At 61.9% G+C, this 22,655-nt stretch carries 23 protein-coding genes; 4 read left to right on the plus strand and 19 right to left on the minus strand.

Annotation, left to right across the window (positions count from 1 at the left end):
- Positions 1 to 67: 67 nt before the first annotated feature.
- The 12 genes from argT to D781_RS15055 form a co-directional block, all read right to left on the minus strand.
- A complete protein-coding gene (gene argT, locus D781_RS15000; RefSeq protein ID WP_015673184.1) occupies positions 68 to 850 on the minus strand; it encodes a lysine/arginine/ornithine ABC transporter substrate-binding protein ArgT in 783 nt (260 codons plus the stop codon).
- A 313-nt stretch (positions 851 to 1,163) separates the two neighbouring features.
- Positions 1,164 to 1,736 carry a UbiX family flavin prenyltransferase gene (locus D781_RS15005; protein ID WP_015673185.1) on the minus strand — a complete coding sequence of 191 codons (573 nt, stop codon included), beginning with the start codon at positions 1,734 to 1,736 and terminating at the stop codon, positions 1,164 to 1,166.
- Positions 1,737 to 1,863: 127 nt separating this feature from the next.
- On the minus strand, positions 1,864 to 3,381 hold the full coding sequence (gene purF / locus D781_RS15010) for an amidophosphoribosyltransferase (protein WP_015673186.1): 1,518 nt from the start codon (positions 3,379 to 3,381) through the stop codon (positions 1,864 to 1,866).
- A gap of 26 nt (positions 3,382 to 3,407) precedes the next feature.
- Positions 3,408 to 3,908, minus strand: coding sequence for a colicin V production protein (gene cvpA / locus D781_RS15015; RefSeq protein ID WP_015673187.1), 501 nt, complete (start codon positions 3,906 to 3,908; stop codon positions 3,408 to 3,410).
- Between the two features lie 246 nt (positions 3,909 to 4,154).
- Positions 4,155 to 4,841: a cell division protein DedD gene (dedD, locus tag D781_RS15020; RefSeq protein WP_015673188.1), complete on the minus strand. Its 687-nt coding sequence runs from the start codon at positions 4,839 to 4,841 to the stop codon at positions 4,155 to 4,157.
- Complete coding sequence (gene folC / locus D781_RS15025; RefSeq protein ID WP_015673189.1) at positions 4,842 to 6,107, minus strand: bifunctional tetrahydrofolate synthase/dihydrofolate synthase; 1,266 nt, start codon at positions 6,105 to 6,107, stop codon at positions 4,842 to 4,844.
- Between the two features lie 152 nt (positions 6,108 to 6,259).
- Complete coding sequence (gene accD / locus D781_RS15030) at positions 6,260 to 7,171, minus strand: acetyl-CoA carboxylase, carboxyltransferase subunit beta (protein WP_015673190.1); 912 nt, start codon at positions 7,169 to 7,171, stop codon at positions 6,260 to 6,262.
- Between the two features lie 235 nt (positions 7,172 to 7,406).
- Positions 7,407 to 8,069 (minus strand): DedA family protein, encoded by a 663-nt coding sequence (locus D781_RS15035; protein ID WP_015673191.1) that lies wholly within the window; start codon positions 8,067 to 8,069, stop codon positions 7,407 to 7,409.
- 100 nt (positions 8,070 to 8,169) lie between these two features.
- Positions 8,170 to 8,982: a tRNA pseudouridine(38-40) synthase TruA gene (gene truA, locus D781_RS15040; protein ID WP_015673192.1), complete on the minus strand. Its 813-nt coding sequence runs from the start codon at positions 8,980 to 8,982 to the stop codon at positions 8,170 to 8,172.
- Complete coding sequence (locus D781_RS15045; protein WP_015673193.1) at positions 8,982 to 9,992, minus strand: aspartate-semialdehyde dehydrogenase; 1,011 nt, start codon at positions 9,990 to 9,992, stop codon at positions 8,982 to 8,984. Before D781_RS15045 ends, truA begins: the two co-directional genes overlap by 1 nt.
- A gap of 84 nt (positions 9,993 to 10,076) precedes the next feature.
- Positions 10,077 to 11,198 (minus strand): 4-phosphoerythronate dehydrogenase PdxB, encoded by a 1,122-nt coding sequence (pdxB, locus tag D781_RS15050; RefSeq protein ID WP_015673194.1) that lies wholly within the window; start codon positions 11,196 to 11,198, stop codon positions 10,077 to 10,079.
- 86 nt (positions 11,199 to 11,284) lie between these two features.
- A complete protein-coding gene (locus D781_RS15055; RefSeq protein WP_015673195.1) occupies positions 11,285 to 12,058 on the minus strand; it encodes a helix-turn-helix transcriptional regulator in 774 nt (257 codons plus the stop codon).
- 119 nt (positions 12,059 to 12,177) lie between these two features.
- On the opposite strand from D781_RS15055, the gene D781_RS15060 reads away from it, so the two are divergent.
- Positions 12,178 to 13,089 carry a DMT family transporter gene (locus tag D781_RS15060; RefSeq protein ID WP_015673196.1) on the plus strand — a complete coding sequence of 304 codons (912 nt, stop codon included), beginning with the start codon at positions 12,178 to 12,180 and terminating at the stop codon, positions 13,087 to 13,089.
- 12 nt (positions 13,090 to 13,101) lie between these two features.
- Here D781_RS15060 and D781_RS15065 read toward each other — a convergent pair whose 3' ends face one another.
- Complete coding sequence (locus tag D781_RS15065; RefSeq protein WP_015673197.1) at positions 13,102 to 14,514, minus strand: sensor histidine kinase; 1,413 nt, start codon at positions 14,512 to 14,514, stop codon at positions 13,102 to 13,104.
- Positions 14,501 to 15,175: a transcriptional regulator TctD gene (gene tctD / locus D781_RS15070; RefSeq protein ID WP_015673198.1), complete on the minus strand. Its 675-nt coding sequence runs from the start codon at positions 15,173 to 15,175 to the stop codon at positions 14,501 to 14,503. The genes D781_RS15065 and tctD overlap by 14 nt, the downstream gene beginning before the upstream one ends.
- Before the next feature lie 125 nt (positions 15,176 to 15,300).
- Here tctD and D781_RS15075 point away from each other — a divergent pair, with 125 nt between their 5' ends.
- The 3 genes from D781_RS15075 to D781_RS15085 are packed head-to-tail and all read left to right on the plus strand — an operon-like array spanning position 15,301 to position 18,261.
- The gene (locus D781_RS15075; protein ID WP_015673199.1) at positions 15,301 to 16,281 is read left to right on the plus strand and encodes a tripartite tricarboxylate transporter substrate binding protein; all 981 of its coding nucleotides are present in this window, start codon (positions 15,301 to 15,303) and stop codon (positions 16,279 to 16,281) included.
- Positions 16,282 to 16,302: 21 nt separating this feature from the next.
- Complete coding sequence (locus D781_RS15080) at positions 16,303 to 16,734, plus strand: tripartite tricarboxylate transporter TctB family protein (protein WP_015673200.1); 432 nt, start codon at positions 16,303 to 16,305, stop codon at positions 16,732 to 16,734.
- Between the two features lie 9 nt (positions 16,735 to 16,743).
- Positions 16,744 to 18,261 (plus strand): tripartite tricarboxylate transporter permease, encoded by a 1,518-nt coding sequence (locus D781_RS15085; protein ID WP_015673201.1) that lies wholly within the window; start codon positions 16,744 to 16,746, stop codon positions 18,259 to 18,261.
- 50 nt (positions 18,262 to 18,311) lie between these two features.
- Here the strand turns inward: D781_RS15085 and D781_RS15090 are convergent, their stop codons facing one another.
- The 5 genes from D781_RS15090 to D781_RS15110 form a co-directional block, all read right to left on the minus strand.
- Entirely contained in the window at positions 18,312 to 18,704 is a 393-nt protein-coding gene (locus D781_RS15090) for a hypothetical protein (protein WP_015673202.1), read from the minus strand.
- A 255-nt stretch (positions 18,705 to 18,959) separates the two neighbouring features.
- Positions 18,960 to 19,460 (minus strand): protein disulfide oxidoreductase, encoded by a 501-nt coding sequence (locus D781_RS15095; RefSeq protein WP_015673203.1) that lies wholly within the window; start codon positions 19,458 to 19,460, stop codon positions 18,960 to 18,962.
- Positions 19,453 to 20,169 carry a DsbA family protein gene (locus D781_RS15100; RefSeq protein WP_015673204.1) on the minus strand — a complete coding sequence of 239 codons (717 nt, stop codon included), beginning with the start codon at positions 20,167 to 20,169 and terminating at the stop codon, positions 19,453 to 19,455. Before D781_RS15100 ends, D781_RS15095 begins: the two co-directional genes overlap by 8 nt.
- Positions 20,166 to 22,211 carry a protein-disulfide reductase DsbD domain-containing protein gene (locus D781_RS15105; protein ID WP_015673205.1) on the minus strand — a complete coding sequence of 682 codons (2,046 nt, stop codon included), beginning with the start codon at positions 22,209 to 22,211 and terminating at the stop codon, positions 20,166 to 20,168. The genes D781_RS15100 and D781_RS15105 overlap by 4 nt, the downstream gene beginning before the upstream one ends.
- Before the next feature lie 48 nt (positions 22,212 to 22,259).
- Positions 22,260 to 22,625 (minus strand): hypothetical protein, encoded by a 366-nt coding sequence (locus D781_RS15110; protein ID WP_015673206.1) that lies wholly within the window; start codon positions 22,623 to 22,625, stop codon positions 22,260 to 22,262.
- Positions 22,626 to 22,655 lie beyond the last annotated feature (30 nt).

Consider the following 22,655-nt stretch of genomic DNA (forward strand, 5'->3'; position numbering starts at 1 on the left):
CCGCCGGGCAGCCGCAGGCGGGCGCAACGTGCTGCGCCGCCGCGGCTACCGGCAGGAGAACGGGCGGTCAGCCGCCGTAGACGTCAAAATCGAAGTATTTTTTCGCGAACTTATCGTAGGTGCCGTCTTTACGCATCTCGGCAAAGGCCTTATCCAGCGCCGCCTTCAGCTCGGTATCCCCCTTGCGCAGCCCCATGCCGGTGCCGACGCCGAAGAATTTGTCATCCTTCACCGACTCGCCGGCAAAGGCGTAGTCCTTGCCCGGCGGCTGCTTCAGGAAGCCGTCGCTGCCGGCCACTTCGTCCTGGAAGGCGGCGTCAATACGGCCGGAGGCCAGATCGGCGTACACCAGGTCCTGGTTCTGATACGGCACCACGGTCACCCCTTTCGGCTGCCAGTAGGCGTTGGCGTAGGCTTCCTGGGTAGTGCCCTGCAGCACCCCGACGCTCTTGCCGCGCAGGGATTCCACCGTCGGCAACAGCTTCGAGCCTTTCGGCGCGATCAGGCGGGCGTTGGCGGCGAACAGCTTGTCGGTAAAGGCGATTTCCTGCTGGCGCTTCTCGGTAATCGACAGCGATGAAATGATGGCATCAATTTTTTTGGCTTTCAGCGATGGGATCAGCGCGTCGAAATCGCTTTCGACGAAGGTGCACTGGGTGTTGATGCGTTTACATAGCTCTTTGGCCAGGTCGATATCAAAACCGACCAGCTGGCCGTTGGCATCTTTGGATTCAAATGGCGCGTAGGTCGGATCGGTGCCGATCTTCAGCGTTGACGGGATGGCGGCAAATGCGCTGTGTGCCGCTGCCAGGGCCATAACCAGCGGAAGAACCTTAACCAGCTTTTTCATACATTACCCTCAAATTGATTTTATTTTTTTGATGCCATTGCGGGAAGCGTGCCCCACTGAATCACTATCAATTTGCAGTAATCGTGCCACATTGCGTGCGTCAGGCCGCGGAGGGAACGGCTCCGCCCTGCGCAAAACTGTTTCCTGGACGAGAACCGCAAATATGAAACCGGCCGTTCGGCCGCGCCACGGGCAACCCCAGGATGCCCATACCATGAAACAGCGAGCGTGGTGAAACGGCCCCATTATGGTGCGGGCCGCGCATCAATACAGTGCGTTGTTGCACAAATGTGCAAAATTGGAGGGTATTTTGTTAATTTGCGCCCTGCCAGCGGGTAAACAGATCCTGAGGCAGCTCAATGTCAAACTGGTCAATCACGCGGTTAACCGTCTGATCGATAATGTCTTCCACGCTGGTCGGCCGGTGGTAAAAGGCCGGCACCGGCGGCATCAGCAGCGCGCCCATCTCCGCCGCCTGGGTCATCAGACGCAGGTGCCCGAGGTGCAGCGGCGTTTCACGCACGCACAGCACCAGACGCCGCTGCTCTTTCAGCACCACGTCGGCGGCGCGCGTCAGCAGGCCGTCGCTGTAGCTGTTGACGATGCCGGACAGCGTTTTGATCGAGCAGGGCAAAATTACCATGCCCAGCGTTTTGAAGGAGCCGGAAGAGATGCTGGCGGCGATATCGCGCGAGTCGTGCACCACATCGGCCAGCGCCTGCACTTCACGCAGGCCGAGCGCGGTCTCCAGCGCCAGCGTCTGCCGGGCGGCGTTGCTCATCACCAGATGGGTTTCCACGTCCGCCACGTCGCGCAGCACCTGCAGCAGGCGCACGCCGTAGATCGCGCCGCTGGCGCCGGAAATGCCGATGATGAGTCGTTTCATGAGGGCTCTCTGCCAAAAAAGTCTAAGGGTCGGAGCAACTTTGCCGTAATCACGGCGGAGAAGCAAGGTTCAGGCGGAAACGATGCGCCGCGACGGTGCACGGCGCATCGGTATGGCGAAGGCAGGCTTAGCCTTCGTTATGGATTTCCAGATTTTCCGCTTCGGCCTGGCCGCGCAGCGCTTTAGCGTCATCGTTGCGCAGCGATTCCAGATACTCCAGATAGCCCTGATCGACGTCTTTGGTGACGTAGATACCGTCGAACACCGAGCATTCGAACTGGGTGATATCCGGGTTTTCCTCGCGCACCGCTTCGATCAGGTCGCCCAGGTCCTGGAAAATCAGCCCGTCGGCGCCGATGATCTGCCGGATCTCATCCACCTCGCGGCCATGAGCGATCAGCTCATTGGCGCTTGGCATATCGATGCCGTAGACGTTCGGGAAGCGAACTTCCGGTGCGGCGGAAGCCAGATAGACGTTCTTGGCGCCGGCGTCGCGCGCCATCTCGACGATCTGCTCAGAGGTGGTGCCGCGCACGATGGAGTCATCCACCAGCAATACGTTCTTGTCGCGGAACTCCGCCCGGTTGGCGTTCAGCTTGCGGCGCACCGACTGGCGACGCGCCTGCTGGCCCGGCATGATAAAGGTGCGGCCGACATAGCGGTTTTTCACAAAGCCCTGGCGGTACGGTTTTTCCAGAATACGCGCGATCTCCAGCGCAATATCGCAGGAGGTTTCCGGGATCGGGATCACCACGTCGATATCCAGATCTTCCCACTCGCGCGCGATCTTCTCGCCCAGCTTCTGGCCCATGCGCACGCGGGCGCTGTATACCGAGATCTTGTCCATAAAGGAGTCTGGGCGGGCGAAGTAGACGAACTCAAACAGGCACGGGTTGTTTTTCGGGTTTTCGGCGCACTGACGGGTAAACAGCTGGCCCTTCTCCGTCACGTACACCGCTTCGCCCGGCGCCACGTCGCGCAGGAATTCAAAGCCCAGCGTATCCAGCGCCACGCTTTCGGAGGCCACCATATACTCGTTGCGGCCGTCTTCCAGCGTGCGTTTGCCGATCACCAGCGGACGGATGCCGTTAGGATCGCGGAACGCCACCAGACCGTGGCCGATGATCATCGCCACGCAGGCGTAAGCGCCGCGCAGCTGCTGATGCACCGCCGCCACGGCGGTAAAGATATTGTCAGATTCCAGCGGATAGTGCGGGAAACGGTCCAGCTCGGCGGCCAGCACGTTGAGCAGAATTTCGGAATCGGAAGTGGTGTTGATATGGCGACGGCCGCTTTCAAACAGCTGCTGCCGCAGTTCATGCGCGTTGGTCAGGTTACCATTGTGAGCCAGCGTAATGCCGAACGGTGAGTTCACATAAAAAGGCTGGGCCTCTGAAGCGCTGGAGCTGCCGGCCGTTGGGTAACGCACATGGCCGATCCCCATATTGCCCTGCAGGCGTTGCATATGCCGTGCTTCAAAAACATCCTTCACCAGACCGTTTGCCTTACGCAGACGGAAACCGTTATGGGCATCAATGGTGACGATGCCGGCGGCATCCTGGCCACGGTGCTGCAGCACCGTCAACGCATCATAAATCGACTGGTTTACCGGCATAAAACCGGCGATACCGACAATACCGCACATGTTGTCTTTCCTCTAAGCCTAAGCCGCTACCGCCCCGGCAAGTGGGACGGTAAGAAACTCGACGTGCTCTGCAGGTAGTCAAAGAACCACCTGATGATGTAGCTGAACTGGGGAATCAGCTGCGACTGTTTCCAGTCTTCACTTTGCGAGAAGCCGGTAAAACTGTCGAGGAAGAACAGTATCGCGGCGACGATCAACACGCCGCGCAATGCGCCGAAGCAGATGCCCAGCACCCGATCGGTTCCTGACAGCCCGGTCTTTTCGACCAGTGAACTAATCACGTAGTTCACAATCGCCCCCACGATCAGGGTCGCGATAAACAAAATCGCAATCGCGATACCGTTTCGCACCAGTTCATCGTCAAAACGGGTGAAGTAGACGGCGAGGTAAGAATAAAAATGGCTGGCGACAAAAAACGCACATCCCCATGTCACAAGTGACAATGCTTCGCGAACAAACCCTCGGATCAGGCTAACCAGAGCCGAAAATCCAATCACCGCAATAATGACGTAATCAATCCAGACCATGACCATTCCAATAGTGAAATGCCCCGCACGCCCCCTCCTCCTTCAGGCTGTCGCACAGCGGCCACAGCCCGAATGCACTGGGGTATTTCCCATGCGCGGCGAATTCTAACAGAAAAAGAAAACGTTTGCGTAGGGGATTTCCCTCGCAATTTACAAATAAAAAGCGGCGATAAAAAAATTCCTAATCGCCGCGCCTACATAGCTGATTCTTCTGCCCCGCCTTGCAAACGCGGCAGAAGAACGGGGTTAACGCGCGTTGTACGGCTTCACCTGCCCGCTCAGCCCGCTGAGCGAATTCAGCGCCGACAGCGAAGACTGCAGCTTCTGCTTCGACGCGTCCGGGCCGACGTAAATACGGGTGATCTGCCCCTGCACCGGCGTCGACGGCACGGTAAAGGCGCGATAGCCGGACAGACGCAGCGACGCCACGATCTCGTTAACCTTGGCGGCGTTTTTCAGCGCCCCCAGCTGCACCACATAGGCCTGGCCGGACGGCGCTTTCTCTGCCGGCTTCGGCTGCGGTTTCACCTCAGGCTTCGGCTGCGGCTTCACTTCGGGTTTCGGCTTCGGCTGCGGCGCAGGTTTGTTCTCAACCGGCTTCGGCTGCGGCGTCGGCTGGGTGACCGCCGGCGGCGGCGTCACCGTGGTGCTCTGCGACGGCTGGTTCACCGCCTGCTGCGTCGCCGCCTCATTGGCCGCCTGCTGTTCCACCAGCGCCCCGGCGCCCGCCGGCGGCTGCGTCGGCAGCGGCTGGCTTACCGGCGGAATCGCGTCGTTCTCCCGCGCATCGCCCGGCTTCGGCACCAGCGGGATCGCGGCGAACTCATCTTCATAATGCTTTTTCTTACCGTCCAGCAGCCCTGGCAGGATAATCACCCCCAGCGCCACTAATACCACGGTCCCGACCAGTCGGTTCTGAAATTTACTTGCCACTCACTCTCCCCGCATCTCGTCTAACGCCGCCATCACCTGCGCGACGGTGTGGAACGATCCACAGACGATGACAATATCCTGATTATCCGCATCCTGCATCGCCTGTCGCCAGGCCGTTTCAACATCGGCAAAGGCGCGCGGCTGCGGCAGATGCTGCGCCAGCTGATCCACGCCGGCGCCGCGCGGCACGTCCAACGGCGCGCAGTACCATTCATCAACCTGCGGCCGCAGGCAGGCCAGCGTACCGGCGATATCTTTGTCCGCCAGCATGCCGACCACCGCACGCACCTTGCCGCCGTCGCGCGGCAGCTGCGCCAGCCGCCCGGCCAGATAGCCGGCGGCGTGCGGATTATGCGCCACGTCGAGGATCAGCCGCGGCGCCTGCTGCACGGTCTGGAAACGCCCCGGCAGCGTCGCCTGCTGCAGGCCGGTGAAAATGGCGCGCTCGTCAATTTCCAGCGCGGAATAGTGCAGCGCCGCCAGCGCCGTCGCGGCATTGGCCAGCGGCACGTTCGGCGTGGGCAGGTCGGTCAGCGTGGTGCCTTCGCTGCGCCACTGCCAGCGTTCGCCCTGCTCGCTGAAGGTCCAGGCGTCGCCGCGGCGATACAGCTGCGCGCCCAGCGTTTCCGCCACCTGACGAATCGAGTCCGGCATATCGGGTTCGCCGACCACCGCCGGCTTACCGCCGCGGAAGATGCCGGCCTTTTCCCGGCCGATGCTGTCGCGGTCATCGCCCAGCCAGTCGGTGTGGTCGAGCGCGATGCTGGTGACCACCGCCACGTCCGGGTTGACGATATTGGTGGCGTCCAGACGCCCGCCGAGGCCGACTTCCAGGATCACCACGTCCAGGCGGGCCTGGCGGAACAGCTGCAGGGCCGACAGGGTGCCGAACTCAAAATAGGTCAGGGAAGTGTCGCCGCGCCCGGCCTCAATGGCGGCGAACGCACGGCAGTGCTCCGCTTCGCTCAGCTCTTCGCCCTGAATACGCACCCGTTCGGTATAGCGCACCAGATGCGGCGAGCTGTAAACGCCGACGCGCAGGCCGGCCGCCAGCAAAATCGCTTCCAGCGTGCGGCAGGTGGTGCCTTTGCCGTTGGTGCCGGCAACGGTGAACACCGTCGGGGCCGGAGTGAGAAGATCAAGATGCGCTGCAACGCTTTGCACGCGTTCCAGGCCGAGTTCGATCGCCTGGCTGTGCAGACGTTCCAGATAATAAAGCCACGAGCTCAATGGCGACGTGGCTTGGGGAATTTGGTGGTTTTGCATGAGTCCCATCACTGAACTTGGGTTCATTAATCCATCAGGGCACCACCCTCACCGCGGGCAAGGCGATGCTCTGCGTTTCAACCGCCGCATAGCCACTCAGCGGCGGTTGAGCGTCGCGACGGCCTGACGGACCGCCGCGGCGTATGCATGCCTTATTCGTCCGCCTGATTTTCCGGCGTCACGACCACCGGCTCCGGCTGGTCAAACGCCGGCTGCGGCTGGTTGGTCAGCTTGGACAGAATGCTGGCGAGCGTCTGGCGCATTTCCGGACGACGCACGATCATGTCGATCGCCCCTTTCTCAATCAGGAACTCGCTGCGCTGGAAGCCCGGCGGCAGTTTTTCACGCACCGTCTGCTCGATAACGCGCGGGCCGGCAAAGCCGATCAGCGCCTTCGGCTCAGCGATGTTGATATCACCCAGCATCGCCAGACTGGCGGAGACGCCGCCCATGGTCGGGTCGGTCAGTACGGAAATGTACGGCAGGCCGCGCTCTTGCATTTTGGCCAGCGCGGCGCTGGTTTTCGCCATCTGCATCAGCGACATCAGCGCTTCCTGCATACGGGCGCCGCCGCTGGCGGAGAAGCACACCAGCGGGCAGTTGTCTTCCAGCGCCTGCTCAACGGCGCGGACAAAGCGCGCGCCGACGACGGAAGACATGGAACCGCCGATAAAGGCGAATTCGAAGGCGGCGGCCACGACCGGCATGCCGTACAGCGTGCCCTTCATCACCACCAGCGCATCTTTTTCACCGGTCGCTTTCTGGGCAGCCAGCAGGCGGTCCTTATATTTTTTGGAGTCGCGGAATTTCAGAACGTCTTTCGGTTCCAGCTCGCTGCCGACTTCCACTTCGCTGCCTTCGTCCAGCAACGTGTGCAGACGCGTACGCGCGGACATGCGCATATGGTGGTCGCACTTCGGGCAGACTTCCAGGTTACGCTCCAGCTCGGCGCGGTAGAGAACCTGACCGCAGCTGTCACATTTGGTCCAAACGCCCTCAGGAATGCTCGCCTTACGGGTTTGGGTGATATTGCTCTTGTTAAGAATTCGTTCAATCCAGCTCATCGAAGACCTTTCTGTTTGAACCTGGCAGACGCCAGTTCGCAGTTCATGCTTTAACAATCCCTTCGCAGCAACAGCCAATGAAAAAGCGCCCGGAACCCGGCGCGACAGGCGCGCCGCCAAGGCACTGAATTCAGGGTTGTCCGCAGGAACAGACCATAAATGTCGCTCATTAAACCATATCGGCCCGACGCTGTAGATAAAAAACTGGTCGAACCGATAGGTTAAGCGATGTTTTTTACTGTTTTTGCTGGCGGGCAGCCGCGCGCTTGTGGCGCCAGATTTCAATAATGCCCGGCAAAATTGACACAACGATAATAGCAACAATTAGCAACTTCAGGTTTTCCTGCACCACCGGCACGTTGCCGAACAGGTAACCGGCATAGGTGAACAGCAGCACCCAGACCAGCGCGCCAATCACGTTGTAGGCGGCGAAGTGACGGTAGGACATATGCCCCATACCGGCGACGAACGGCGCAAAAGTACGCACGATCGGCACAAATCGCGCCAGAATAATCGTTTTGCCGCCGTGCTTTTCATAAAACTGGTGGGTTTTATCCAGATAGCTGCGGCGGAAAATTTTCGAATTCGGGTTGCTGAACAGTTTTTCACCGAACAGGCGGCCAATGGTGTAGTTGACCGCATCCCCCACCACCGCGGCAATCACCATCAGCGCCACCATGGTATGCACGTTCAGATCGTTGGTCGGCAGCGAGGCCAGCGCCCCGGCCACGAACAGCAGAGAATCCCCCGGCAGGAACGGCGTCACCACCAGGCCGGTTTCGCAAAACAGAATCAGGAACAAAATCCCGTATACCCACATGCCGTACTGCGCCACCAGCTCGGCCAAATGCACGTCGATATGCAAAATGAAATCAATAACAAACTTGATGATGTCCATAGCGTCTCTCTTGGGCCGGAGGTCTCCCCCGCCGGCGGATTAATCAAAACGCGTCGCACAACGGCCCCTTGGCGGGGTCTGGCGCAACGGCGCGTCTTATTCAGTCATCGGCTAAAAACAGCGGCCCCATCGGCGCCTGCGGCAATGCGAAACGCTCGGGATAGTCCACGGAGACCAGATACAGGCCTTCCGCTCTGGCGGTGGCCGCCGCCAGATTACGGTCTTTTAACGCCAGCAGCTGCGCCATCCAGTTTTCATCCTGGTTACCGCAGCCAATCTCCAGCAGGCTGCCGACGATATTGCGCACCATATGATGCACAAAGGCGTTCGCCTTTATATCTACCACGATATACTGCCCGTGACGCGTGACCTTAACGTGTTTTACATTCCGCCACGGCGTGCGCGACTGGCACTGCACGGCGCGGAACGAGGTGAAGTCATTCTCTCCCAGCAGCGCCTGCGCCGCGCGCTGCATGCGTTCGGCGTCCAGCGGGTGATAGAAATGCGTCACCCCCTGCTGCAGCACCGCCGGACGATAGCGGTGGTTGAAGATCACATAGCGATAGCGGCGGGCGGTGGCGCTGAAGCGCGCATGAAAATCTTCCGCCACCGGGCTGACCCAGCGCACGGCGATATCCGGCGGCAGATGGGTGTTGACCCCCATCGTCCAGGCGGCGTCCTTACGGCGCACCGGGGTTTCAAAGTGCACCACCTGGCCGGTGGCGTGCACCCCGGCGTCGGTGCGCCCGGCGCACAGCACCGTGATCGGCGCGTCCGCCACTTTACTCAGCGCCTGCTCCAGGCAGGCCTGCACGCTCGGCACCTCTTGCTGACGCTGCCAGCCGTAATAGCCGCTGCCGTCATATTCAATGCCCAGCGCGATTTTCTGGGTCGCTACAGCCGGCTCGGACATCAGTACAGCTGCTCCTGCAACAGACGCTCGGCGGTTTCAATCGCCATCAGCGCGCCGCCGAAGCGCACGTTGTCGGCCACCGACCAAAACTGCAGCACCTGCGGAATGCCATAGTCATTGCGCAGGCAGCCGATGCTCAGCACGTCGCTGCCGGAAGCTTCCGTCACCTGCGTCGGGTAATCGTCTTCATCGCTCAGTTGGATATCTTCCGCGTCCTGCAGTTCGGCGCGCGCCTCATCGGCGTCGATCGGCCGCAGCCCTTCCACCTGCACCGCCTGCGCGTGGCCGTAGAACACCGGCGACTGTACGCAGGTCACCGACATCGGCAGCCCTTCGTCCTGCAGCACCTTGCGCACCTGATCGACGATCAGCCGCTCTTCGCGCACGCTGCCCTGCTCATCCGCCAGCAGCGGCAGCAGGTTGAACGCCAGCTGTTTGGCGAACAGGCCCTCTTCCGCCGGCACGCCGTTCAGCAGCCGCGCGCTCTGGCCCGCCAGATCGTCCACCGCCGCCTTACCGCGGGCGGACACCGACATCAGGGTGGTGACGTGCAGGCGCGACAGGCCGGCCTGCTCGGTCAGCGGCTTAATGGCGGTCAGCAGCTGGCTGACCATGCCGTCGGCCACGGCGACGATATTACGGTTGCGGTAATCGGCCAGCACCTGCGGGTTGACGCCCGGCACCACCAGCGGCACGTCCGGCTCCAGCGCGAACAGGCCGCTGCTGTCGATCACCAGACAGCCCATATTGCCGGCATCAATCGCGTAGCGCGCCGAGGCTTCGGCGCCGGCCACGAAGAAGGCCAGCTGCGCCTGCGACCAGTCGAACTCCTCGGCGTTTTCCACCTGCAGGGTTTTGCCGTTAAAGCGCACCGTTTCACCGGCGCTGCGTTCGCTGGCCAACGGATAGAGTTCGCCCACCGGGAACTGACGTTCCTGTAACAATTCCAGCAATGCTTCACCTACCGCGCCCGTGGCGCCAAGCAGAGCGATATTCCAGCCGTCAGACATTGGGGTATCTCCCGAATATTTCATTAACATGCAAAACAAACGGGCGGTGCCATCACCGCCCTGATATTTAAAGCCGCGCGCCGTTTAGCGTACGCTAAAGCCCAACCGGGCCAGCAGTTCGGCGCTGGCGTCGTCATCGCACGCCACGCGCAGCGACGACCATTCTCGTCGCTCCTGATACTGCTTGCGCAGGCGATCAAACTCGCCCGCCTGGCCGGCCACTTTGCGCAGCGGCGCGTCATCGCGGCGCACATCATACACCAAGTGCATCAAACGTTTCAGCCTGCCTTGATCGAGCGGCCCGTTCAGACGGATATCGCTGAATTCCGGCGTCGGCAGCAGCGAGGCCAGCTCAATCTGCTGCGGCTGGCCCAGATGGCGGCTGAAGGCCTCAAACACCTGGGTGGTGCCGCGCGCCTTGCCTTCCAACGTATAGCCGGCGATATGCGCGGTGCCGATGTCCACCCGCGCCAGCAGCGGCAGCGACAGCTCCGGTTCCGGCTCCCAGACGTCCAGCACCGTGCTGAGCTTCTTGCCCTTTTCCAGCGCCTGCAGCAGCGCGGCGTTATCCACCACCGCGCCGCGGCAGGCGTTAATCAGAATGCGGTTGTCCGGCAGCGCCGCCAGCAGCTCGGCGTCGGCCAGATACAGCGAGTGATAAGGGCCGGATTTATTCAGCGGCGTGTGGAAGGTCAGTACGTCGGCTTCCGCCACCAGTTTTTCCAGCGGCCAGAATTCGCCGGCGTCGCCGCGATCGGCACGCGGCGGATCGCACAGCAGCGTGCGCACCCCCAACGCCCGCAGGCGCGCATCCAGCCGCGAGCCGACGTTGCCGACCCCGACGATGCCGACAGTTTTATCCTGCAGCTGGAAGCCGTCGCGCTCGGCCAGCAGCATCAGCGCGGAGAAGACGTACTCCACCACCGCGATGGCGTTGCAGCCGGGTGCGGCGGAAAAACCGATGCCCGCCTGCTGCAGCCAGGCGTCGTCCACATGGTCGGTGCCGGCGGTTGCGGTGCCGACAAAGCCGACGCGGGTGCCGGCAAGCAGCGCCTTGTTCACCTTGGTGACCGAGCGCACCATCAGCGCATCGGCGTCCGCCAGCGCCTCCAGCGGGATCGGGCGGCCCGGCACCGCCAACGTGTCTCCCAGACGGCTGAACAGCTCAACCGCATACGGCATATTTTCATCAACCAGTATTTTCACTTCTTTCTCCAACCCAGGACGGCCATTTGCCGCCCGATCATATACCCGAGTTATGGCTGCGTCACGAGTCACCCGCGCCGCCGTGCTTATGCGCGTCGGAAACGTTCAGGAGTGGCGCCGGCAATCTGCTGAAACATCACGATAAACGCCGAGGCGGAACTGTACCCCACTTCCAGCGCCACGTCCTGTACGGTTTTCCCCTGCTCCAGCAGCGACACCGCGTGCAGAAAGCGCAGCCGCTGGCGCCATTCGCTGAACGACATGCCGAGATCCTGCTGACAGCGGCGCGACAGCGTGCGTTCGGTGGTATAGACCCGCCGCGCCCACTGCGCCAACGGCGTGTTGTCCGAAGGGCAATGCTCCAGCGCTTCCAGGATCGGCGCCAGAAACTTATCCTGCGAGGAGGGTAAATAGGTCTGCTGCCGCGGCGACAGGTGCAGCTGGTCGATCAGGACGCGGCACAGCCGCAGGTCCTCCCGGCTCTGCGGGATATACTGCTGGCGCGCATAGAAATCATCCGCGATGGCGCGGAAAATCGGCGTGACGCTGACCAAACAAGGCGTTGCCGGCATCTGCCGGCATAAAGGCTGGGCGATGTCCACCATGCGGCACTGCGCCAGCTTGTGGTTATAGCAGGAGTGCTCCACCCCCGCCGGCGACCATAGCACAAACTCCGGCGGCGCCAGAAAACGCTGTCCGCCAATGTGGGTAACCATCACCCCGCTGGTCACCCACATCAGCTGCCCCCAGGCGTGGCGATGCGGCTGAAATTCAGTGCGCGCATTAAACGCCTCGCAGCGGAACTGCACCGGCTGCGGCGCCGGGATCAGCGCTTCGGCAAAATGACGGATTTCCGGCATAGCGATTCTACCTGCAGGTTGTCTGGTTTACGGCGATTTTTGTCTGGTTTTCAGTATATGCAATAAACCAGACAGGCGTAAACTGGGCGTCCTGTTATACGTTGTTGAGAATAATTATCATGAACGCACTCTTTCCCCTGGTGGCGGTACTGATCTGGTCCGTCAATGCCGTGGTCAGCAAACTGTCGGCCGGCGCGATCGATCCGGCGGCGATCTCGTTCTATCGCTGGCTGCTGGCGCTGGTTGCGCTGACGCCGTTTGTGCTGCCGGGCGTGATCCGCAACTGGCGCACGGTGCGCGCCAACGCCGGCAAGCTGCTGGTGCTGGGGCTGCTGGGCATGGTGCTGTATCAAAGTCTGGCCTACTACGCCGCGCACAGCGTCAGCGCGCTGTTTATGGGCATTATCGTGTCGCTGATCCCGCTGCTGACCATTCTGATCAGCATCGTACTGCTGCGGGTGGCGCCAACCGTCGGCGTGGCGCTGGGCAGCGTCATTTCTCTGTGCGGCCTGATTTGGCTGGTGAGCGCCGGCCAGCCGGGCGCGCTGCTGCAGCACGGCATCGGCAAAGGCGAGTTGATGATGCTTGCCGCCACCGCGTCCTACGCACTGTACGGCGTGCTGACCAAACGCTGGGCAATCGCCCTGCCCAACTGGCAATCGCTGTATGTGCAGATCGCCTTCGGCGTGCTGCTGCTGCTACCGAACTTCCTGATGGCGCCGGACGTCGGTCTGAACAGCCAGAACCTGTCGCTGGTGCTGTTTGCCGCTATTCCGGCGTCGATTATCGCGCCGTTCCTGTGGATCCAGGGCGTGGTCCGCCTCGGCGCCAATACCGCCTCGATCTTTATGAACCTGGCGCCGGTATTCACCGCCGCAATCGCCGTGCTGTTCCTGCATGAGCAGCTGCACGGCTACCACCTGATCGGCGGCGGCGTCACCCTGCTGGGGGTGATCCTGTCCCAGCGCCTGCGCACGCCGCTGGGACGTAAAAAACCGCAGCCGGCGGTCTCCGGCGAGCTCGGCGAATAATCCGCCTCCGCCTCAGGACAACAGGCGGAAGCGCACCTGCACCAACAGGCCGCCAAGCTCTGCGGAGCTCAGCAACTCCGGCCGCGTGCCGTGGTAGGCGGCAATATCCTTCACCAGCGCCAGCCCCAGGCCGGCGCCCGGCTGTTCACCCACGTTATCCAGACGGCGGAAAGGCTGCAGCGCCTGCTGCGCCTCCTGCTGGGTAATGCCCGGCCCGCTGTCTTCAATTTCCAGAATGCCTTCACCGTCCGCCGCGCGCAGGCGCGCCGTCACCATGCCGCGGCGCGGCGTGTACTTCAGCGCGTTGTCCAGCAGATTGGCGCACATCTCCGTCAGCAGCAGCGCCTCGCCGCCGATCCAGCATACCGCCTCCCCCTCATAACCGAGATCGATGCCGTTGCTGCGCGCCTGCGGCAGGCGGGAGAAACAGGCGTCGCGCAGCACCTGCGCCAGGTTGACCGGCTGCAGCCGGCGCTCGCTGCGCGACTCATGCGCCTTCAGCCGCGACAGGTACAGCAGGCGGTCGGTCAGCGCCACGGTATTGTCCAGCGTCTTGCCGATCGCCAGCAGGCTTTCGCGCCACTGTTGCGGGTCGTCGCTGGCCAGCGCCACGCCGACCTGCGTCTTCAGCACCGTCAGCGGCGTCCGCAGCTGGTGCGAAGCGTCGGCGCTAAAGCGCTCCTGCCGCGCCACCATCACCCGCAGCCGCTCGGTATAGCGGTTAAAGGCCAGCAGCAGCGGCTGCATTTCCGACCACGGCAACAGCATCGGCAGCGGCGTCAGCTCGCCCGGATCGCGGCGCATCATCACGCTCGACAATTTACGCAACGGCTTAAGCAGCTTTTTCAGCAGTACAAACGCCAGCGTCAGCGTCAGCACCACCACCGTGCCCTGACTGAGCAGCGCGGCCAGCAGCATCTGGCGCGCCAGATAGTTACGCGATTCCAGCGTTTCCGCCACCAGAATGGTCGCCATACCGCTCATGCCGCCCTCATTAATCGGCTGATAGAGTGCGGCGACGCGGATCGGCCGTCCGGCGTATTCAGCGTCGTAAAAATGCACCAGCGCCGGGTACAGCGTGGAGCGCGCCAGGTGCGGCGGCGGCAGCGGCAGATCGTCATAGCCGGAAATACTGCGGCCCTGCGGTGAAATCACCTCGTAATACAGCTGGTCGTTCATATTGCGTTCGAAGCTGTCGAGCACCACATAGGGCACGTCAACCGCCAACTTGCCCTTACGCACGACCAACCGCTCCGCCACGGTGCGCGCCGACGCCAGCAGCGTGCGGTCATAGGCCAGCGTGGCGGCATGGGTGGCGCTGAAGTAGTGGGTATAGATAGAAATGCCGCCCAGTATCGTCAGCGGCAAACCAAAAAACAGCAACAGTTGATAAAACAGCGAGCCAGGCGGTTTAAACCACTTCATCGCTCAGCTCCAGGCTGTAACCCAATCCGCGCAGCGTGACAATCGCCACGTTGCTGCCGTGCAGCTTTTTACGCACCCGGTGCACATACAGCTCGATGCTTTCCGGGTTGGCCTCGTCGGACAGGGTAAACACCTGTTCGAACAGTTGCTGCTTGGCGACCGGCCGGCCGCGTCGGTGGATCAGGGTGGTCAGCACCGCCAGTTCGCGCGGCGTCAGCGCCAGCGGCCGGTTATCCAGTAAAAAGTAGCCTTCGTCATGGTAGGTCAGCGCGCCAAACTGCAGCGTCTGCTGGGTGACGCCCACGCTGCGGCGCAGCAGCGCACGGATGCGCGCCTCCAGCTCGTCCAGCTCAAACGGCTTGCTCAGGTAATCATCGGCGCCGAGATTCAGCCCCCTGACCCGGTCGCTGACGTCGGCGCGGGCGGTCAGCAGCAGCACCGGCAGGTTCTGACCGCGCTTGCGCAGCCGCGCCAGCAGATCCAGCCCGTTGAGGCGCGGCAGCTCCACGTCCAACACCACCAGACTGTAATGTTCGTTTAACAGCAGGTGGTCGGCCATCAGTCCGTCTGAGGCGACGTCCACGGCGAAGCCGGCGCCGGTCAGCGCTTTCTGCAGCCAATGGGATAATTCAGGGTGATCTTCCACTAACAAGAGACGCATATCACATCCTGTAAACTTTTCCATACGTTGAAAGGTAAATGAAAGGTTTATGTTTTAACAATTTGGCAACCCCGTGTCAGCGGGAGTTCTCACAGTCTGAAAGAAAAAATACCTAGGGGAAGGCAATGAAAAAAATAATCACCCGTACTCTGACCGCAACCGCTCTGCTGTTGGCAGCCAATCAGGCTTTCGCTATTGAAGCGCCCGACCGTACCGAATGTATCGCGCCGGCCAAGCCCGGCGGCGGCTTCGACCTGACCTGTAAACTGCTGCAGGTGTCTTTGCAGGAAACCAAAGCCATCAATAAACCGATGCGCGTCACCTATATGCCGGGCGGCGTCGGCGCGGTGGCCTATAACGCCATCGTCGCCCAGCGTCCGGCGGAGTTCGGCACCGTGGTCGCCTTCTCCGGCGGCTCGCTGCTCAACCTGTCGCAGGGCAAGTTCGGCCGCTACGGCGTGGACGACGTCAAATGGCTGGCGGCGGTCGGCACCGATTACGGCATGATCGCCGTGCGCGCCGACTCACCGTATAAGACGCTGAAAGACCTGATGGAAGCCTTCAAAAAAGATCCTACCAGCGTGGTGTTCGGCGCCGGCGCCTCGATCGGCAGCCAGGACTGGATGAAAACCGCGCTGCTGGCGCGTGAGGTCGGCGTCGACCCGCGTAAGATGCGCTACGTCGCCTTTGAAGGCGGCGGCGAGCCGGTGACCGCGCTGCTCGGCAACCATATTCAGGCGGTCTCCGGCGATCTGAGCGAGATGGTGCCTTACCTGCAGGGCGACAAGATCCGCGTGCTGGCGGTGTATTCGGAAGAGCGCCTGCCGGGCCAGCTGGCCGAGGTGCCGACCGCCAAAGAGCAGGGCTATAACCTGGTGTGGCCGGTGATCCGCGGCTTCTATCTGGGGCCGAAAGTCAGCGACGAAGAGTACCAGTGGTGGACCGACGCCTTCGCCAAACTGCAGCAGACCGAAGAGTTCAAGAAGCAGCGCGACCTGCGCGGGCTGTTTGAATTCAACCTGCGCGGCAAAGAGCTGGATGCCTACGTGAAGAAACAGGTCGGCGAATACCGTGAGCAGGCGAAGGCCTTCGGCCTGGCCAAGTAACAACGCCTCCGGAGGCATGTCATGAGCGATCGTATTTTTGCCGGAGTGTGGCTGCTGCTGTGCATCGGCGGCCTGTATATCGGCTGGGGCATTCACAGCGAATACAGCTATGAACCGCTGGGGCCGCGCCCGTTTCCGCTGATCATTCTCGGCCTGATGGCGCTGTGCGCCGTCCTGATGCTGCTGCGTCACCCGCAGGTGGTGACCTGGCCGCACCGCGCCACGCTGCAGCGTCTGCTGGTGCTGACCATCACGCTGTCGCTGTACGCCTGGCTTTTTGAGTGGCTGGGCTTTCCGCTGGCCACCGCCCTGCTGACCTTCAGCATCGCGCTGCTGTTCGGCGCACGCGTATTGGCAGCGGCGATTTCCGGCGTGGTGATGGGCGTGGCGCTGTATTACGCCTTTGACCGTCTGCTCGACGTGACGCTGCCGCTCGGCGTCTGGCTGAATTAAGGAACGACAATGGATACCTGGTTATATTTATCGCAAGGGTTCGAGGTGGCGCTGATTCCACAGAACCTGGTTATCGCGCTGATCGGCTGTTTCGTCGGCACCATCGTCGGGCTGCTGCCGGGCCTCGGGCCGATCAACGGCGTGGCGATCCTGCTGCCGCTGGCCTTCGCGCTGAAACTGCCGGCGGAATCGGCGCTGATCCTGTTGGCGACGGTGTATATCGGCTGCGAGTACGGCGGCCGTATCTCCTCCATTCTGCTTAACGTGCCCGGAGACGCCGCGGCGATCATGACCGCGCTGGACGGCTACCCGATGGCGCAGCAGGGGCGCGCTGGCGTGGCGCTGTCGATCTCCGCGGTCAGCTCGTTTATCGGCTCTATCATCGCCATCGGCGGCATTATTCTGTTCGCCCCGCTGCTGGCCCGCTGGTCGCTGGCGTTTGGCCCGGCGGAGTACTTCGCGCTGATGATCTTCGCCATCGCCTGTCTGGGCAGCATGATGAGCCAGAACCCGCTGAAGTCGCTGCTGGCGGCGCTGATCGGTCTCGGGCTGGCGACGGTCGGCGTCGACGCCAACACCGGCGTCTACCGCTTTACCTTCGACAGCGTACACCTCTCCGACGGCATTCAGTTTATCGTGGTGGTGATCGGTCTGTTCTCGGTCAGTGAAATCCTGCTGATGCTGGAAAGCACCGGCGCCGGCCAGAAGCTGGTGCGCAAAACCGGGCGGCTGCTGTTTAACCGTAAAGAGGCGAAAGAGTGCGTCGGCCCTACCCTGCGCTCTTCAGTGGTCGGCTTCTTCGTCGGCATTCTGCCGGGCGCCGGGGCAACCATCGCCAGCGCGCTGACCTATATGACCGAGAAGAAAATCAGCGGTAACAGCGACAGCTTCGGCAAAGGGGATATCCGCGGCGTGGCGGCGCCGGAGGCGGCCAACAACGCCTCGGCCTGCGGCTCGTTTATTCCGATGCTGACGCTGGGCGTGCCGGGTTCCGGCACCACCGCGGTAATGATGGGCGCGCTGACGCTGTACAACATCACGCCGGGGCCGGCGATGTTCACCGAACAGCCCGATATCGTCTGGGGGCTGATCGCCGCGCTGCTGATTGCCAACGTGATGCTGCTGATCATGAACATTCCGCTGATTGGCCTGTTTACCCGCATGCTGACCATCCCGCTGTGGTTCCTGGTGCCGGCGATCGCCGCCGTATCGGCGGTCGGCGTATACGCGGTGCACAGCACCACCTTCGACCTGATGCTGATGGTCGGGCTGGGGGTGTTCGGCTATATTCTGCGTAAAATGCACTTCCCGATGTCGCCGCTGATTCTGGGCTTTGTGCTGGGTGAACTGCTGGAGCAGAACCTGCGCCGCGCGCTGTCGATCAGCAACGGCGAATACGGCATTCTGTGGGGCAGCGGTATTGCCCAGAGCCTGCTGGTGCTGGCGGTTGCGGTACTGGTGGTGCCGCCGGTGCTGCGCACGATCCGCAAGCGCCGCCAGACGGTGAAAACCGCCGAGGCCGAATAAGCGTTACCTGCAACATCATCAACAAGGGGCCGGATAATCCGGCCCCTTTTTTATGCAAAGAGTTTGATATAGGCAGCAAACAAGGCGATCAAAGTCAGACAGAAAAAAGACAGCAGCGACAAATAAAACAAAGTCGACAGCCAACTTATTTTCGCGCTTGGAATTTCCTTAAAGAAAGCATAGACGTCACTTGTTTTCGGTAAGAAAAACGCCTTCCTTCCTGCCCTGAGCATCATAAAGAAATAGCAGATTGCTACCGAACCGAAAATTCCGGTCTGCCAATGAAACGAATAGGGAAATGGGAATTCGTACTTCTCCCTGAACGATGCGATTAGACGCTTATAATGTTTGCTATAGATAATATACACGCCAACATAAACGGAAAAAGTTATGGCCTGAATGGCGAGAATTGCTATTGCGAGGTTTTTAATTAAATCGTTCATAGTCCGATGTAATCGTAGATTATATCAATGATCGGTCCCGTACGTGTGCCGGCAATTTAACCGAATGCAGGCAATAGTAGCCCAATGCGCGGTGACCGGTATAGGGGAACGAGAACCCATCATGTAAAAAACCACGATACGCTCATAACAACAGCGGAAGATATTAAAAACAGGGAGCCAAGACCGGTGAATTACCACACAAACTTCTTTACGTGTGTTTTTACATCACCTGTCTCCCTCCCCTGACATACTCTGCTACCAGGCCGCCCACCACAGGCGCAGCTTCATGCCCCAGTAGCTGGTCCAGCCGGTGGTGCTCTGCACCACCTTGCCCTTATCGATGATGACGAAGGTGGGCGTAACGCCCACCTGCCAGCGCGCCGCCAGCTCGCCGGCGGGATCGTTGACCACCGGCAAACTCAGCCGCTTGGCGGCCAGCCAGGCCGCCACCTGCGGGTCATCGCCGGAACGCAGCGCCACGCTCAGCACGTTGCCGCCCTGCTGCGCCAACTTGGCGACGCTGGGAGTGGTGTAGCGGCAGACGCCGCACCAGCTGGCCCAAAAGTAGACCAGTAGCGGCCGTTCCTGACTACGCTGCGCCAGCGAGAGCGTCGAGCCGTCCAGGGTGGTCAGGCGCTGGCTGTCGAACGCCGGCGGCGCCTGCGGCGCGCGCCACAGGTCCATGGCGAACAGGATCCCCGCCAGCATCAGCAACAGCAGCGCGACTTCACGCCCCCAGCGCTTCAGCCTAGCCATTGTCAGCCTGCGCCAGCTGCTGCTTCACCAGCGACTCCAGCTGCTCGTAGGACACCGCCCCCGGCAGCATCCGATCGCCAATCAGCGTCGCCGGCGTGCCCTGCACCCCCAGCTGTTCCGCCAGCTGCATATTGGTGCGCAGCGTGCTCATGCTCTGCTCGCTCGGCGTCACCGCCTTCACGCCGGTTTTCTGCTGCGCCGCGGCGATGCTGGCGTCATCGTGGAAGCCCTTTTTCGCCATCAGCCGCTGGTGCAGCGCCCAGAACTGCTGCGGGTTCTGCTGCCAGGTGGTCAATGCGATGCGCGCCGAACTGACCGAGCTTTCGCCTTTAAACGGCAGCAGTTTCACCACCAGCGCCACGTCCGGATATTTCTTGACGATTTTTTCCAGCATCGGGTCAAAACGCTTGCAGTACGGGCAGTTGTAATCGGTAAAGGTCACCATCGTCAGCTTGGCGTCCTTCGCCCCCAGGCGCGGGCTGGCCGGATCCTGATACAGGGTTTTCGCCTGCTGCTTGATCACCTGGCTGACCTGTTGATCGGCGGTTTGCTGCTGCCAGGCGTCAACCGCCTGCGCCAGAATATCCGGGTTGGACACCAGCGTTTCACGGATCATCTCCTTAACGCGCGCCTCCTGTTCCGGGGTAAAAGGCGCGGCGGCCCACGCCGGGGACACCATCAGCAGTAAAATAATCAGTAATTTCTTCATTGTTCAGTTCCTTTGGCGGCGGACAGGGTTTTAAGAACGGCATCGCGGGTTAATAAGGGGGATAACACCACGCCGTCCGGGCTGCCGGGGCCATAAATCTGGTTGAAAGGGACGCCGACGCTGCCGCGGCGTTGCAGAAACGCGCTTATTTCGGCCGAAGGCCGGCTCCAGTCGCCGCGCAGCGCCACCACGTCATCGGCCATCAGCGCCTGCTGTACATCGTCACGCATCAATACGTTGAATTTGTTGGCTTTACAGGTGACGCACCAGTCGGCGGTCACATCGACGAACACCCGCTTGTTCTGGGCCAGCGCCTGAGTGATGGCCTGCTCGCTCAGCGGCTGCCACGTCACCCGGTCCTGCAGCGGCTGCCGCCACAGGTTCGCCGTCAGCGACAGCGTCAGCAGCGTCAGGCCGGTCACCACCAGCAGGCTGGCGCCGGCGATGCCGGCCGAACGCGCGCCGTAGCGGCGCCAGACCGCCAGCAGCAAGCCCAACAGCAGTGCGCCGCCGACCACCAGCGTCGCCTGTACGCCGATATGGTTGGTCATCAGGCTCAGCAGCCACAGCGACGATGCCAGCATCAGCAGGCCCAGCACCAGACGCAGCACGTTCATCCAGCGGCCGGGACGCGGCAGACGCAGCGCCAGCGCCGGCCAGGCGGCAATCAGCAGCCACGGCAGACTCATACCGATGCCCAGCGCCAGGAACATGCCCCACAGCACCGGCAGCGGCGCGGCCAGCGCAAAGGCCACCGCGGTGCCGAGGAACGGCGCCGTACACGGCGTTGCCAGCAGCGTGGCGAACGCTCCCTGCCAGAAGTGACCGCTCATACCCTGGCAGCCGTGGGTCGCCAGCCGGGTGCTGAGCCCGGAAGAGAGCTGCAGATGGAACAGGCCGAGCAGGTTGGCGCTAAACAGCAGCGTCACCAGCACCATAAAGCCGATAAACCACGGGTTCTGGAACTGGATGCCCCAGCCCAGCGCCTGATTGCTCAGCCGCAGGGCGGTCATCAGCAGCGCCAGCACCAGAAACGACGCCACAATCCCGGCGCTGGAAGCGAGGAACTGCGCCCGTACGCTGCGCCGGTCGCGCTGCTTCACCTGCAGGATCGATCCCAGCTTCATCCCCAGCACCGGCAGCACGCACGGCATCAGGTTGAGAATCAACCCGCCGGCCAGCGCCATCAGCACCGCCTGCCACAGCGTTACGCCGCCCGCAGACGACAGCGTCAGCGGCTCACCGACGGTCAGCGTGGTCTGCTGCGCCAGGCCGTCGTCGACGACCACCAGCGTCAGCGTCTGTCCGCGCAGATCGGGCGCGGCGTCGCCCCAGCCGTCGCTGACCGGCACCCGCGCCTGCATCCCGCCGCCGCTGTGGCTGATGACCGGTTTGCCGATATCGGCATCCGGCAGGGTGTCAAAGAACAGCGCAGGCTGACGCCAGCTGGCGCCCGCGTTGCGATCGGCGCTGATCTGCAGCTCGCCGTTGCGGTAACCGACGCGCAGATTGTCCGTCAGGCCGCTGGCGATCGGCACCTTGCCCATCGCCTGGGCAAAGTCATGGCTGAACTGCGCGTCATTGGCCGCCGACAGATCCAGCTTGAACGGATAGTCGGTCAGGATACAGACGTTGCTGCAGGTCGACAGCGTCAGGGTGCCGGCCAGATTCGCCGGCGCAGGCCCCTTGATGACGATCGGGATGGTGACGCCGTCGTGGTAGCCCTGGGTGGTGATGCCCGCCACGTCAAAGCGCTGCGGCGCCGGCCAGAACCATTCGGCCGACGGCGACGGTTCGCCCTGCCACTTGATCGCCGGCGCGATGCCGCCTTCGCCGGGCGAGCGCCAGTAGGTTTTCCAGCCCTTCTGCAGCTCTACCGACAGCAGCAGGCGCGTTTCTCCGGCCTGAGAGGTATCGGCGCGCAGCCGCACCTTGGCGTGATCGTTGGTCGGGCTTTGCAGCCAGCCGCTGTCCGCCGCCTGCAGCATCGGCAGCCATAGCAGCAGCAGGCAGGCTAACGCCGACCTAAAGGTATTCAACATATTTTTCTCCGTAAATGAGTCAGTTATCGTCCAGGTTGGGCGATAAACTCATTCACGGAAAACGCATAATCGCAGGTGCACCCTGAGGGTAGGCGGGGAAACCGCACGCGGCGGCGGAATGCGCAGACGCGCGGTGAGCACCGGGGCCAGCAGCGCCAACAGCAGACCCAGCCCCAGCAGGACGCTTTCGAAGATCACCGGCGGCGCGGCCAGCAGCGATTTGGCGCTCAGCTCGCACGGGCTGGTGGCGGCAACGGGCTCACCGTCGTCACCGGCCGCGGCGGCGCTGACCGTCGGGATGCCGAGCGTCAGTTGCAGCGCGTGCAGGCTCGCCATGCGCTGCGTCATGCAGGTCAGTACGACCAGGCAAGCCAGGCATAAAAACCATTTTGCAATCTGTTGCCGTTTGACCATGACATCCTCGTAAGCGTAATCCGCCTATCT

The organism is Serratia sp. FGI94 (assembly GCF_000330865.1).
Classification (GTDB): domain Bacteria; phylum Pseudomonadota; class Gammaproteobacteria; order Enterobacterales; family Enterobacteriaceae; genus Serratia_B; species Serratia_B rubidaea.

Excerpts from the sequence above, each read along its gene's own strand:
- argT (WP_015673184.1), bottom strand. The coding sequence starts at position 850 with ATGAAAAAGCTGGTTAAGGTTCTTCCGCTGGTTATGGCCCTGGCAGCG.
- D781_RS15005 (WP_015673185.1), bottom strand. The coding sequence starts at position 1,736 with ATGAAACGACTCATCATCGGCATTTCCGGCGCCAGCGGCGCGATCTAC.
- purF (WP_015673186.1), bottom strand. The coding sequence starts at position 3,381 with ATGTGCGGTATTGTCGGTATCGCCGGTTTTATGCCGGTAAACCAGTCG.
- cvpA (WP_015673187.1), bottom strand. The coding sequence starts at position 3,908 with ATGGTCTGGATTGATTACGTCATTATTGCGGTGATTGGATTTTCGGCT.
- folC (WP_015673189.1), bottom strand. The coding sequence starts at position 6,107 with ATGCAAAACCACCAAATTCCCCAAGCCACGTCGCCATTGAGCTCGTGG.
- accD (WP_015673190.1), bottom strand. The coding sequence starts at position 7,171 with ATGAGCTGGATTGAACGAATTCTTAACAAGAGCAATATCACCCAAACC.
- D781_RS15035 (WP_015673191.1), bottom strand. The coding sequence starts at position 8,069 with ATGGACATCATCAAGTTTGTTATTGATTTCATTTTGCATATCGACGTG.
- truA (WP_015673192.1), bottom strand. The coding sequence starts at position 8,982 with ATGTCCGAGCCGGCTGTAGCGACCCAGAAAATCGCGCTGGGCATTGAA.
- D781_RS15045 (WP_015673193.1), bottom strand. The coding sequence starts at position 9,992 with ATGTCTGACGGCTGGAATATCGCTCTGCTTGGCGCCACGGGCGCGGTA.
- D781_RS15055 (WP_015673195.1), bottom strand. The coding sequence starts at position 12,058 with ATGCCGGAAATCCGTCATTTTGCCGAAGCGCTGATCCCGGCGCCGCAG.
- D781_RS15060 (WP_015673196.1), top strand. The coding sequence starts at position 12,178 with ATGAACGCACTCTTTCCCCTGGTGGCGGTACTGATCTGGTCCGTCAAT.
- D781_RS15065 (WP_015673197.1), bottom strand. The coding sequence starts at position 14,514 with ATGAAGTGGTTTAAACCGCCTGGCTCGCTGTTTTATCAACTGTTGCTG.
- tctD (WP_015673198.1), bottom strand. The coding sequence starts at position 15,175 with ATGCGTCTCTTGTTAGTGGAAGATCACCCTGAATTATCCCATTGGCTG.
- D781_RS15075 (WP_015673199.1), top strand. The coding sequence starts at position 15,301 with ATGAAAAAAATAATCACCCGTACTCTGACCGCAACCGCTCTGCTGTTG.
- D781_RS15080 (WP_015673200.1), top strand. The coding sequence starts at position 16,303 with ATGAGCGATCGTATTTTTGCCGGAGTGTGGCTGCTGCTGTGCATCGGC.
- D781_RS15085 (WP_015673201.1), top strand. The coding sequence starts at position 16,744 with ATGGATACCTGGTTATATTTATCGCAAGGGTTCGAGGTGGCGCTGATT.
- D781_RS15090 (WP_015673202.1), bottom strand. The coding sequence starts at position 18,704 with ATGAACGATTTAATTAAAAACCTCGCAATAGCAATTCTCGCCATTCAG.
- D781_RS15095 (WP_015673203.1), bottom strand. The coding sequence starts at position 19,460 with ATGGCTAGGCTGAAGCGCTGGGGGCGTGAAGTCGCGCTGCTGTTGCTG.
- D781_RS15100 (WP_015673204.1), bottom strand. The coding sequence starts at position 20,169 with ATGAAGAAATTACTGATTATTTTACTGCTGATGGTGTCCCCGGCGTGG.
- D781_RS15105 (WP_015673205.1), bottom strand. The coding sequence starts at position 22,211 with ATGTTGAATACCTTTAGGTCGGCGTTAGCCTGCCTGCTGCTGCTATGG.
- D781_RS15110 (WP_015673206.1), bottom strand. The coding sequence starts at position 22,625 with ATGGTCAAACGGCAACAGATTGCAAAATGGTTTTTATGCCTGGCTTGC.